Genomic DNA, 12,430 nt, shown 5'->3' with positions numbered 1-12,430 from the left:
CCATCGATTCCTGAAATCTACCAGCAACATGTCGGTGGCGGGACTTATACCCACGGTTGCTGCAAGCCCTCACGCTCGAATACGCGCCTTACTGCCGGGCGATCCAGCACCCTTTGCAACCAATCATTGATGCGAGGAATGTCTTTGGCTTTCGACCCTTCAATATCCCCGATGGCCACTTCAAATTCCCCCACCTTTGGCCAGTCAAACTCCTCCATGGCAGGAGGTTCAGATTATGACGATTCGCAGGTAATGACGAGGCGGGCCGCGGCTTCCTTGAGTCGGTAACTCTTGCCCTCGAACTCCAGCATCGCGCAGCGATGCATGAGCCGGTCCAGAATGGTGGTGGCCATGGTGGCGTTGGCGAGGTACTTGCCCCAGTCCTGCACCACCCGGTTGGAAGTGATCACGATAGAGCGGCGCAGCTTGTAGCGCCGATGCACGATTGCCTGCAACAGTTCGGCGCTCACGTCCGCAATGCGCCGGGCGAGAAACAGATCGTCCAGCACCAATAAATCAGGATCGATCCATCCCTTGAGCAACTGGGCCTGCTCCTCGGTGCTGGCCAGCCCATAGCGAGCAAACTCGGCATCCGCTTCGACGTATCGCACGTCATATCCCTGCAACGTAGCCTGGTAGGCCACGGCCTCGGCAACGTGACTTTTGCCGGTTCCTGGTTTACCGATGATCAGTGCATTGGCGCCCTCGGTGATGAATTTGAGCGCGTGCAATTCGAAGCAGGTATTGCGCGGCAGCTTGGGGTTGAAACGCCAATCGAAGTCCATCAGCGTGAGCCGCTCGTCGAGTCCGCAGCGCTTGAAGCGGCGCTCTATCAGGCGCGACTGACGCCGGTCTAACTCGTCTTGCAACATGGTAGCGAAGGTCTCCATTGGCGTCACACAAAGTGCGTAAGACCCAGTTTAAGTTGCACTCGACTTCTCGCAGCTGGACGGCGCTGCCCCGGTTTTTGCATTTGGTATTGCTGGCTCATTCTCAATCCGGACTTCCTCGAACGCAGTCCCGCTGGAGCGAAGCGCAAATGGGAGTCTTTCTTTGACCCGGTATTTATCCACGATCATCGCACCGCCGCCGCTTGAACTCTTGTGAACCTCCTGCGGAGTTTGATTTTCCAAGGACTGGTGCGGGCGCTCGGCGTTGTAGAAGGCAAAGTATTTTGTCAAACCAATCAGCAGTTCGCCCATCGTGGCGTAGCCGTTGAGGTACACGTCTTCGTGTTTGACGCTGCGCCAAAGCCGCTCGACAAAGATGTTGTCATATGCCCGGCCCCGACCGTCCATGCTGATGGCGATGTCCTCGCGTTTCAGAACGGCCGTGAATACATCGCTGGTGAATTGGCTGCCCTGGTCGCTGTTGAACACCTCGGGCTTGCCATGCTCGCGCAAGGCGTCTTCCAGGCAGTCCACGCAGAACGCTGCCTCCATGCTGTTGCTGATGCGCCAACTCAGTACCCGCCGGGAATACCAGTCGATAACAGCCACAAGGTAGGCAAAGCCTCGCGCCAGCCTCACGTAGGTGATGTCCGTGCTCCAGACCTGATTAGCCCTCACTACAGGCACCCCACGTAGCAAATAGGGGTACACCTTGTGCTGTGGGTGCGCCGCGTTCGTGTTCGGCCCTGGGGCCATCCCGGCCAGGAACATGCAGCGCATAAGGCGCTGTACCCGCTTGCGGTTGACCCGGTGGCCACAGCGACCCAGGTGCACCACCATCTTGCGGCTGCCGTAGAACGGATGGCGCGTGTATTCCTCATCGATCAGGCGCTTGAGCACTTCGTCGACCTCGATGAACACCACTGGCTTGCGCTTGGCGTAGATCGTCGTGCGCGACACGCCGGCCAGCACGCACTGGCGCTTCTGCGTCAGGTGGGTATGAATGCCAATCCAGCCGTGCCGGATCATGGCAGGCTGATCCCTGACTTTTTTTTGAGCCAATCGAGCTCCATCTTCAATCGTCCGATCTCTCCGTAAAGCCTGTCGGGCGCACTCTCGGCCGATACCGGCTGTGGGCCTCGCTTGCCTTCAAAAAGGCTCTTGGCCTGGGATTGAATCTCCCGCTTCCATAGTCCAACCTGCACCGGATGAACCCCATAATCCTGCGCTATCTGATTGATGGTCTTCATCCCTGCGAGCGCCTCCAGACCCACCTTGGCCTTGAACTCTGGCAGATGCACTTTGCGCCTCTTCGATTCAGTCATTGGTTACCCGTTTCTTTAGACAGTGTCCCACTTAAACACCTGTCCCAAATTCCGGGTCCGCTTCACCCGAAGCTGGCAACGAAGGCCCGAAACTCCGGGCTGTCTCGCCATTTTGGAAGCAAGAATGGTTCAAAGCGCGAAGCGACTTGTGTGCTCTCGAGCTGCTCACGGCTGCGGCCAAACTGATGGCGCTTGAGCACAGCCATCTCGTGCGTGAGTTGATCAATCTTGGTCTGGCGGTACACCAGTTCCTTGGCGTCGCTGCTGATCGTCTGGTCCAGCTTGGCGATTTGCTGGTCTTGCTGTGCAACTTTGGTCATCAGGCCCGTGAGCAATTCGCGCAATTCCTGCGCGCTCAATTGGTCCAGTGAGTCCGCGATGACAACCATGGCACGTAGTGTGGCAAATATTGCCCGGCATCACCATTGGTGCATGCACCAATGGTGATGCCATACGCCATCCCTCGATGATTAAGGACCCGTTGGCGAATACGCCAACTCAAACTACCGTGATGATGCCGTCATTGCCGAGTCGCGCCCAAGGCAGACCCAGCACCAGGGCATGCAACTGCTCAGTGCTGAGTTGTTGATGTCGGTTAAACGCTTCTCGGCCACAACGTGATCTTCCTCGTCGACCACCGACACCACGCTGTTGTTCGAATGAAGGTCAATTCCGCAGTATTTCATCTCAGCCTTCAGTTTGGCTAAAGCAAGTTTGCATGCTCACTTTAATTTCACCGCCTACCTCGAGGGCAGGATGCCGGCTAGTGTAGTGTTGCATTCTTGGACCAGCTTATTTGTTAAAATGATCTCCAAAGGTTTTTTTGCCAGCCAGACCGGAGAAGACGAATGCGGATTGCCCCTGAAATTGTCCTGGCCAACGAAGAACGAGGCGAGTTGATAAAGCTGACTCGATCCAGGCTTACCAGTGTGCGGCTGGAGCAACGCGCCGGTCTCGTGCTGCTGGCCGCCGATGAATTCCAGAACAAGGACATCGCCGAGATGCTGGGCATTGGGCGGATGCAAGTGGCCCGCTGGCGCCAACGTTATGCGCAGACCAGAATGGCAGGCATCGAGCGTGACCTGCCGCGCGGCGCGCCACCGTTGACAGTTGATGTTGCCCGCCTGGTGGCGCTGACCACCCAAAGCAAGCCTGAAGCGGCCACCCATTGGAGCACCCGCACCATGGCTGAAAAGCTCGGTGTGAGCGCTGCCAGCGTCTCACGTCATTGGCGCGCCCACGGCTTGAAGCCACATCTGGTGCGGGGATTCAAGGTTTCGCGAGATCCGAAGTTTGTCGAGAAGCTCGAAGACATCGTGGGCCTGTACATGTCGCCTCCTGAGCACGCCCTGGTGCTGTGCTGTGACGAGAAGAGCCAGGTGCAAGCGCTGGACCGCACACAGCCAGGACTGCCCATGAAAAAAGGGCGTGCTGCCACCATGACACACGACTACAAACGCAATGGCACGACCACCCTGTTTGCTGCACTCAACGTGCTTGATGGTCAGGTGATATCACAGTGCCAGCAGCGTCATCGTCATATCGAGTGGTTGAAGTTTCTCAAGCAGATAGACCGCGACACGCCCAAGGACAAAGCATTGCATTTGATTGCAGACAACTACGCAACGCACAAACATCCAAAAGTTCAGGAGTGGCTGGCCAAGCATAAGCGCATCACAATGCACTTCACCCCAACCAGCGCGTCATGGCTCAACATGGTGGAGAGGTTCTTTCGGGACATCAGCGAAAACCGGCTACGTCGTGGCGTGTTCACCAGCGTGCAAGAACTCACTACCGCTATCGATGAATATGTCGCTCACCACAACATCAATCCAAAGCCGTTCATCTGGACAAAAAGCGCCCGTGACATCCTGCAGAAGGTCATACGGGCTAACGAGAACTTAAGTTCCAAACAGAATGCAACACTACACTAGATGATATTCAGAACCGTTGTTTTTGGGGTATCTGCCGTTGGATTTTTTAGTGTGACTCGCGTGACTTCAATCGACGCAAGCTTGCAAGCCACAACAGCATCAAACCCGTGAAGCCAACGGGTATGAGTGACCCCAGGTTCAGCAAGGTCCAGCCTTGTGTGGTTACCAGCGCTCCCGCGGCGAAAGACGTGACCGCCATGGTGGCAAAGACAGCGAAATTGATGACGGCTTGCGCTTTATCTTTTTCTTCTGGCCGGTAAGACTGCATGGCCAGGGTGGTGCCGCCTGTGAACAGGAAGTTCCATCCCACGCCCAGTAAAAACAGTGCGGCAATGAATTGATGCAAGTCTTGTCCCGACAGGGCAATTGCAATGCACAGGGCATTGAACAGCACGCCTATGCCCATGATGGGCAGTACGCCAAAGCGTTTAATCAGATGCCCGGTGAAAAAGCCTGGCGCAAACATGCCGATTACATGCCACTCCAGGACCAGCGCAGCGTCAGAAAATTGCAAACTGCACACCTGCATGGCCAATGGCGTTGCGGCCATCAGCAGGTTCATCACCCCGTAACCCAGTGCGATGCCCATGGTGGCGACAAGAAAAACCGGTTGGCCAAGCAGTTCACGCACAGAGCGACTGCTGTTGTGACGAGCCTTTTTTGACGGTTCTGGTGGAAATTGAACCATCCCCATCACGACCATGGAGAGTAGGGCCACCAGCGCCAAAGCCAGGTAGGCGCCCGTGAACGGGGCACCGTAGATGTTTCTGGTGTATTTGGCGATGTTGGGGCCAAATATGGCGCCAAGCAGCCCGCCGGCTAAAACCAGAGAAATGGCCTTTTCGCGTAAAGCAGACCCAACCAGTTCGGCTGCGGCAAAGCGGTAAAGTTGACCATTGGCGCTGTAATAGCCAGCTATCATGGTTGCAGTTACCAGCAACCAAAAATTACCTGAATTGACAGCCCATGCCCCCAGCAGCGCGGAGAGCAAGGCCACCAATAATCCGAGTTGGAACGACATCTTTCGTCCCCAGCGCGCTTGCGTGTGGGCGACCAATCCGGTGGACAGAGCACTGCCCACCACATAACCCGTCACCGGCAAAGTGGCCATCCAGCCCAGAGGAGCAAGGCTCAAGCCGACCAAGCCGTTGATGGCGATAAAGACGACGTTGTTGGTGAGAAACAGGCCTTGCGCAATGGCTAGAAGCCATAAATTTTTATTCATGAGTATTCATTTAGGGATGGTCTGAATAACTCGTAACCAAATGGGGTAGCGAGTCGTTAGTTTTCAAATGGCGGGATTTCACGTGCGACTTTTCAAAGTGGCGCCGTTTCTTGCACCCATTGGACCGCTTTTTAGCCCTCGCGGGGAATTTCCGCGACTTTCGGGCGCACTCATCCCTGCGCTCCCATCAGTTTGCCGCGCACCATCCACAAATTTGACAACGCAAACAATGTGACAAGTTGGGCGGTGTTCTTCTTCAAACCGCGATAGCGCACTTTCACAAATCCAAACTGGCGCTTGATCACCCGAAACGGATGCTCCACCTTGGCGCGGATGCCGGCCTTGATCTTCTCCGCTTTGTCGATCAGTGCATCAGCTGCGTCTTCCTTGTTCAGCGCCTTGCGTTTGCCAGGTCTCATGGCGATATTCCAGGTGACTTCTGCATTGGCGTCAGGGCGCTTCTCAATGCCCTGGTATGGAACCGCTTGAGGACCTTGCGTAAGGTGGCGTTGATCAAACTCTCGCGGAAATCAAGCATGGTTCGGATGGTCATTTACGCTTACTGCGACAGAACCGGCCCGGGTGCATGCTTGGAGGGTATCATTGTTGGGCCACGGCGCGCACGAAGTCCGCTACTGGCTGGCCTGAGGCTATGACAGCCTCGCCCACCACGTTGTTCCAGTATTGTTCCGAGCCATGGGCCACGCGCCATTCGTGCATGCGGCGGGTATAGAGTTGCAGGTCGTATTCCTCGGTCACGCCGATCGCGCCATGGACCGCATGCGACACGGTGGCGCATTCGGACACGGCCTCGCTGGTGCGGCCTTTGGCAATGGCTGCGACCATCAGCGTGGGCGCGTTGCCCTCAGCCTGAAAGGCGGCTTCGGCAGCCATGCGCGATGCCGCAACCAGTTCCGACATGACGGCCAGTTGGTGCTGAATGGCCTGGAATTTCCCGATCGCCTTGCCGAACTGCACCCGGTCATTGCCGTACTGCAGCGTAATCTCGAAGGCCCGGGCCAGCGCACCCGACAGCATCGACGCATAGAGCGCCGCGCCGAAGGCGCGTGCATCGTCGCCGTGGCGTGGCATCTTCTTCGGCACGGCGTCGGCGCCGAACTTCAGCGATGCCGCCAGGCTGTGCACGATGCCGGTGCTCTGCCGCGTGGACTGCGCACAGGAAAACAGCAATAGGCTCTCACCATCGTCAGCGATCACGTGATCGGCGATGGCGCCGAAAGGCACGTTGGGGCAGATCCAGCCACCGCCTTGCGCAGGCCGTACGGCAGGCGCCAGCGTGACCATGCCCGCGGGTACTTCGCCCGCCGGCAGCAGCGCACGTGCCGCCAGGCTTTCGCCGATTGGCAGCGGCACTGCGTAGCGGCCCAGGAGATGCAGGATGGGGAACAGATCGGCCAGCGGCAGGCCGGCGCCGCCTGCATCTTCCGACGCCAGCAGTTCCAGGAAACCGGCGTCGGCGATGGCGCCCCACAGCATCGCAGGGCTGGCGCCGCCTTCGATGGAGCGCACCACACCTGGCGTGCACTGGTCGCGCAGGATGTCTTCGAATGCTTCGGTGAACATGCTTTTCTACTTTCGTTCAACGCAGGCCGAGGCCGCGCGCGATCATGCCGCGCAAGATTTCACGGGTGCCGCCGCGCAGCGAATAGGTGGGCGCAACCTGGCTCACATAGGCCGAGGCCCGCAGCAGTTCGGCATCGACTTCGGACGACGGATCAGCGCCCAATGCGGCTTCAATGACAGACGGGATGTCTTGCTCGAAGGTCGTTCCCAGTTCCTTCACCAGCGCTGCCTCGACCACCGGGCTTTCGCCCGTCACCAGGCGCGAGGTGACGGACACCGAGAGGTTGCGCAGCACCGACAGGTGAGTGGCGAAACGCCCGACCGCATTGACGTGCGCCGCATGGTTGCCGGTTTCGCGCAGCACCTGGATCCAGCGATCAAGTAGCACGATGCTCGAATAGATGCGCTCTGGGCCGCTGCGTTCGAAAGCGAGTTCGGCTGTCACCTGCTCCCAACCGGTGCCTTCGCTGCCGATCAGCGCATCGTCATCCAGGACCACGTCGTCGAAGAATACTTCGGAGAAGTGCGCATCGCCGGCCAAGTCCTTGATCGGACGTATCGTGATGCCGGGCAGCGACAGGTCGATGACGAACTGAGACAAGCCCTTTTGTCGGTCTTCAGGCGCACCCGAACTGCGTACGAGCGCGATCATGTACTGACAGTTATGGGCGTTTGTCGTCCATATCTTGCGGCCGTTGAGCTTCCATCCCCCTTGCGCGCGGGTCGCGCGGGTGCCCACGCTGGCCAGGTCGGAACCGCTGTTGGGCTCGCTCATGCCGATGCAGAAAAAAGCCTCACCGGTGCAGATTTTTGGCAAGTAGAAACGACGCTGCCTCTCCGTGCCGAACTTCAGGATCAACGGGCCGCTCTGGCGGTCGGCTATCCAGTGGCCGCCCACCGGCGCTCCGGACGACAGCAGTTCTTCGAGCAGCGCAAAGCGCGAGAAGGCGTCGAGCTCGGCACCACCGTATTGCCGGGGTAAGGTCACGCCGACCCAACCTCGCACCGCAAGCTTGCGGCTGAAGGCGCCGTCGAAGCCTATCCAGGACCGCGCCCGCACGTCGGCCGGCAACGTTGGCTGCTCGGCCGCCAGAAAGGTGCGCACTTCTTCGCGGAAGGTCTCGGCATGCGCCGGGAGCTTGGCGAAGCGAAAGTTGTCGAGTAGGCTGCTCATAGTCCGATGGTGTAGCCGCCATTGACAGAGAGGTGCTGGCCGGTAATGTAGGAAGCAGCGTCTGACAGCAGGAAACACACCGGACGCGCAACCTCCTCAGCCGCACCCCAGCGGCCCAGCGGGATCTGCGCGAGGTACATGTCGGCGAACTTCTCGCTGCGGATAGTCTCGGTCATCGGCGTCTCGACCACGCCGAAGCCCACCGTGTTGCAGCGAATGTTGAACTTGCCCCATTCCCGGGCGGCGCACATCGTCATGCCGAGCACGCCGGCCTTGGCCGTGCCGTAGTTGATCTGGCCGATGGTGCCGCGACGGCCGGCATCCGACGAGATGTTGACGATCGAACCAGCGATCTTCTCACCCGCCTTGGAGCGCGCCAGCAGATGGCGGCCCAAGGCCTGCAGGAAGTAGAACGAACCCGACAGGTGAACGTCCATGACAGTCTGCCACGATTCAAGCGTCATCTTGTCGATCATCGCGGTGCGGGTCACGCCTGCGTTATTGACCAGACCGTTGACGCCACCGAAGGCGGCCACGCCCGAGTCCACTGCGGCCTGCGCCACGGCCGGGTCGGCCACGCTGCCGGTGATGGTGACGCAGTTGGCTTCGCCGAGCTCGGCGCGCAGCGCGCCGAGTGCATCGGCATTGAGGTCGACCGCCACTACCTTGCCGCCCATGGCGACCACGGTCAAGGCGAGCGCCTTGCCGATGCCCTGGCCGGCGCCGGTCACGATCACTTGTTTGTTGTCAAGAGAAAAATCTGGTGTTTGCACGGTGATGTCCTCAGCGGAAAATGAAAGGGGGTGCTTCGCAACACTGTATTTGCGCGAAGACCGGTGTGTCTACAAAGTTTCTTCGGTGCCGAGCACCATGGTGACCTGGCTGGAGAGTTCGCCACCGTTTCCGTGGGCCACGGCCAGCCTGGCTTCCTTCACCTGCCGCGCGCCGGCCGTGCCCTGCAACTGCTGCGCGGCTTCGATCACGATGAACAGGCCGTACATGCCCGGGTGGCACTCAGGAAATACGACGAATCACGGGTCTCGTTGTCCTCGGCATCCTTGAGGAACGGCGGGCCCCAGGCTCGGGTGTCGTAGCCATGGATGGGGCGTTCGATCTTGATGACCTCGGCACCTATGTCGGCGAGGTTCTGGGTGGCCCAGGGGCCGGCCAGGATGCGGGTCAGTTCGAGAACCTTGATATGGCCCAGTGCGGATTTCATGCGTCCAATAACCTCTGTAACCAGCCGGCGACGGATGCGCCGGTCACGTCATTCACAGGCGTAAGCATACGAGTGCAGCATATCTTGAGTCCAATATTAATTATCATGTGAGTGATACGAAGTTTGTATTGCGATACGGGTTTGCCCATGCGTCTCCATATCTTGGTATCAGAAGTCAGTATCACGTTATGTTTGAGCGATATTGTTCTATTCAAATAAAGGCACTAATATCGACAGGTACGCCGGCATGGTGCCGGAACTCCACCCGAGACTCCATCCATGGCTGAATTCCTCCTGTATGAACAGAAAAACCACATCGTCACACTCACGCTGAATGATCCGGAACGCCACAATCCGCTGACCGGAAACTCCATCGTGGACGAGATCCTCGATGCGGTAAAACGTATCGACGCCGACCGCTCGGTGCGCGCCGTGATCCTCACTGGCAACGGACCGTCGTTCTCGGCCGGTGGCAACGTCAAGGCGATGCTGCGCCAGGCCACCGGAGAGGTCGACGCGATGCAAGTGCGGCACGAATACCGCGCCGGCATTCAGCGACTGCCACTGGCGCTCTTCAATCTCGAGGTGCCGGTGATCGCAGCAGTTAATGGCCACGCCATCGGCGCAGGACTGGATCTGACCTGCATGTGCGACATTCGCATCGCCGCTGAAACCGCCAAATTCGCCGAAAGCTTCGTGAAACTCGGCATCGTTGCGGGAGATGGCGGCGCCTGGCTTCTACCGCGCATCATTGGGCTGTCGCGCGCGGCCGAGCTGTCGTATACCGGCCGGAGCATCGACGCACATCTGGCGCTCGCATGGAACCTTGTGTCGCAGGTTGTTCCGGCCGCCGAACTGATGCCCTGCGCGATGAAGCTCGCCGAAGAGATCGCCGCGAATCCACCCCATGCCGTGCGTCTGACCAAGCGCCTGATTCGGGAAGGCATGACCACCCGCCTCGACACGTTGCTGGAGATGGCCTCCATGTACCAGGCGGTGTCGCACCAGACTGCCGATCACCGTGAGGCGGTTAATGCTTTCATCGAGAAACGGGCACCGAAGTTCGGTGGCTGAAGGCCGCCGATCCGCGCGAGTTGAGCTGCTATGTTCCTGTCAAACGTGATCACCATGGACCTTCGGCGCGTCCGCAATTTTGTCGTCCTTGCTGAAATCCTTAATTTTCGCAAGGCGGCCGAACGCCTGCACATGGCGCAGCCCCCGCTATCGGTGTCGATCCAGAAGCTGGAAGCCGAGCTCGGCACGAAGCTCTTTACGCGAAGTAGCAGCGGCGTGGCCCTAACGCCCAGCGGGTGTGCAGCCCTGGCCGAGGCGCGCCGACTGCTGTTCCACAATGACCAGTTTGTCGACCTGGCAAGAACTGCCGCACAAGGCACGGGCGGCAATCTGCGCGTGGGCTTCGTCGGCTCGTGCTCCTTTGGCATGCTGCAGAAGCTGGTGCCGCTCTTTCGTGCCGAATACCCGGGCGTGGAGCTGACACTGCAGGAAGCCACCTCAATGGGCATCCTGCAACAAATCGAGAGCGACGAGCTCGACATAGGTCTGGTGCGCACGCCGCTGATCAAAAGCACCGGAGCGCTACTGGTTCCGCTGGAACGCGACGAATTCATGGCGGCCATCCCGCGTGGTAACCCGCTGGCCGCCAAGCCTGAACTGTCGCTGTCGGAGATGTCCAACGAGGCGTTCGTCATGTATACGCGCGGGTATGCCGCAGGCTTGCACAGCGCGGCCATGCTGGCTTGCCAGCATGCCGGATTCGTGCCACGCGTGACACAAGAGGCCACACAAGTGCAGACGGTGCTTGCGATGGTCGAAAGCGGGCTCGGTGTAGCCCTTGTGCCATCGGTCATGTGGCGTTTTTCAAGCCAGAAGATTGGCTATCGCAAGTTGCTGCGGTTGCCCGAGGTCGCGTCTATAGGCATCGCCCTGGCCTACCGCCCCGGGATGGAAAGCGGTGCCGCCCAGCGTTTCCGCCGCGTGGCAGAGCGCGAATGCAGCGGGGGTGGTTCTGTCGCGATAACGGACTCTGGCCGAAAAGAGTTGCGTCGCTGACCTGGTGATCAAACTGCGAGGCTGTAGCACTTCTGTGCTACGGACATGGCTGAGCCTTCGGGGCAGTTCATCTGCCCCTTGCGAATCATGTGCATGGTTTCGATCCCGGCGATGATAATTCGCGCGCTCCAAAACGACTTGAACCCGAGCATCGGTCGGGTGATTCGTTTGATGGCCCGGTGGTCCTGCTCTACGATGTTGTTGAGGTATTTGTTTTGACGCATCAGGATATCCACGCAAGCGTCAGCCTTGACACTTTCAATAGCCGCCGTATTGGCGCCGCTCTTGTCGATCGTGATCTTCTCTGGCACGTTGTGCAGGTTGATGGCGCGCTCCAGGAATCGTCGAGCTGCAGCCAGATCTCGCTTGGCAGTGAGAAGAAAGTCAACCGTATCGCCAGCGCGATCAACGGCCCGGTAGAGGTGCTTCCACTGACCCGCCACTTTGATGTAGGTTTCGTCCATCCGCCAGCTCAGACCAACTGCTCGTTTGCGCCGCTGAAAAACGGCGGCCAACACTGGCAACATTTTGATTGCCCAGCGATGCACGGTCGAGTGGTCAACGAAAACGCCGCGCTTCTGCATCATTTCTTCCACATGCCGCAGGCTTAGCGGGTAGGCCACGTACCAGCGCACGCACGTGAGCATGACTTCCAGCGGGTATGGAACCGCTTGAGGACCTTGCGTAAGGTGGCGTTGATCAAACTCTTGCGGAAATCAAGCATGGTTCGGATGGTCGTTTACGCTTACTGCGACAGAACCAGAACCACCTTGCCGGGTTCAACTGGATAACGATCTATATCGTTGAACGCGAAATAGTATTAATGCGCACCGTCAAAATCCGAACTATCAGCTGCCAACTTACTGTTTGTTCAACGGTTGTTTGCGTGGGCAAAAAGCTTTGAGCAGCGTCAGACCGCGGGACAGCACACGCACTTCTCCTATGGAGGCCTCCACGCCCGGCGCTTTCCGCTCAGAACTGCCGAAATCTTGAGCGTCGGAAACAGGCT

General features: G+C 58.7%; 10 protein-coding genes and 4 pseudogenes. 3 read left to right on the top strand and 11 right to left on the bottom strand.

Annotated elements, in window-relative coordinates:
* Positions 1–233: 233 nt before the first annotated feature.
* The 3 genes and pseudogenes from PHF15_RS15960 to PHF15_RS15950 form a co-directional block, all read right to left on the bottom strand.
* Complete coding sequence (locus PHF15_RS15960) at positions 234–890, bottom strand: ATP-binding protein (protein WP_300122702.1); 657 nt, start codon at positions 888–890, stop codon at positions 234–236.
* Between the two features lie 171 nt (positions 891–1,061).
* Positions 1,062–2,215: pseudogene (locus tag PHF15_RS15955) on the bottom strand (IS3 family transposase); the annotation flags it as partial.
* A 62-nt stretch (positions 2,216–2,277) separates the two neighbouring features.
* Positions 2,278–2,604, bottom strand: a complete 327-nt coding sequence (locus PHF15_RS15950; protein ID WP_300122700.1) for a transposase — start codon at positions 2,602–2,604, stop codon at positions 2,278–2,280.
* Between the two features lie 459 nt (positions 2,605–3,063).
* Here PHF15_RS15950 and PHF15_RS15945 point away from each other — a divergent pair, with 459 nt between their 5' ends.
* A complete protein-coding gene (locus PHF15_RS15945; RefSeq protein ID WP_300122697.1) occupies positions 3,064–4,149 on the top strand; it encodes an IS630 family transposase in 1,086 nt (361 codons plus the stop codon).
* Positions 4,150–4,195: 46 nt separating this feature from the next.
* On the opposite strand, the gene PHF15_RS15940 is transcribed toward PHF15_RS15945, so the two are convergent.
* The 7 genes and pseudogenes from PHF15_RS15940 to PHF15_RS15910 all read right to left on the bottom strand — a co-directional run.
* Complete coding sequence (locus tag PHF15_RS15940; protein WP_300122694.1) at positions 4,196–5,374, bottom strand: MFS transporter; 1,179 nt, start codon at positions 5,372–5,374, stop codon at positions 4,196–4,198.
* Positions 5,375–5,544: 170 nt separating this feature from the next.
* Positions 5,545–5,850: pseudogene (locus PHF15_RS15935) on the bottom strand (transposase); the annotation flags it as partial.
* Between the two features lie 124 nt (positions 5,851–5,974).
* Entirely contained in the window at positions 5,975–6,958 is a 984-nt protein-coding gene (locus tag PHF15_RS15930) for an acyl-CoA dehydrogenase (protein ID WP_300122691.1), read from the bottom strand.
* Between the two features lie 16 nt (positions 6,959–6,974).
* Positions 6,975–8,132, bottom strand: a complete 1,158-nt coding sequence (locus PHF15_RS15925) for an acyl-CoA dehydrogenase family protein (RefSeq protein WP_300122689.1) — start codon at positions 8,130–8,132, stop codon at positions 6,975–6,977.
* Entirely contained in the window at positions 8,129–8,905 is a 777-nt protein-coding gene (locus tag PHF15_RS15920; protein WP_300122687.1) for an SDR family NAD(P)-dependent oxidoreductase, read from the bottom strand. The genes PHF15_RS15925 and PHF15_RS15920 overlap by 4 nt, the downstream gene beginning before the upstream one ends.
* Before the next feature lie 69 nt (positions 8,906–8,974).
* Positions 8,975–9,142: pseudogene (locus PHF15_RS15915) on the bottom strand (thiolase); the annotation flags it as partial.
* Positions 9,136–9,351, bottom strand: a pseudogene (locus PHF15_RS15910) (CoA transferase); the annotation flags it as partial. The pseudogenes PHF15_RS15915 and PHF15_RS15910, both read right to left, overlap by 7 nt.
* Before the next feature lie 279 nt (positions 9,352–9,630).
* On the opposite strand from PHF15_RS15910, the gene PHF15_RS15905 reads away from it, so the two are divergent.
* Positions 9,631–10,425: a crotonase/enoyl-CoA hydratase family protein gene (locus PHF15_RS15905; RefSeq protein WP_300122686.1), complete on the top strand. Its 795-nt coding sequence runs from the start codon at positions 9,631–9,633 to the stop codon at positions 10,423–10,425.
* Between the two features lie 30 nt (positions 10,426–10,455).
* A complete protein-coding gene (locus PHF15_RS15900) occupies positions 10,456–11,421 on the top strand; it encodes a LysR family transcriptional regulator (protein WP_300122684.1) in 966 nt (321 codons plus the stop codon).
* A gap of 8 nt (positions 11,422–11,429) precedes the next feature.
* Here the strand turns inward: PHF15_RS15900 and PHF15_RS15895 are convergent.
* Positions 11,430–12,145, bottom strand: a protein-coding gene (locus PHF15_RS15895) for an IS6 family transposase (RefSeq protein ID WP_300122682.1) whose coding sequence is annotated in 2 segments (ribosomal slippage) — positions 11,430–12,082 and positions 12,082–12,145 — 717 coding nt in all. Because the reading frame shifts where the segments join, the coding sequence is not laid out codon by codon here.
* Between the last annotated feature and the right edge of the window lie 285 nt (positions 12,146–12,430).

It is taken from the genome of Rhodoferax sp. (assembly GCF_028689295.1).
In the GTDB taxonomy this organism is placed as follows: Bacteria; Pseudomonadota; Gammaproteobacteria; order Burkholderiales; family Burkholderiaceae_C; genus Rhodoferax.
This window is presented reverse-complemented; position numbering and strand designations above follow the sequence as displayed.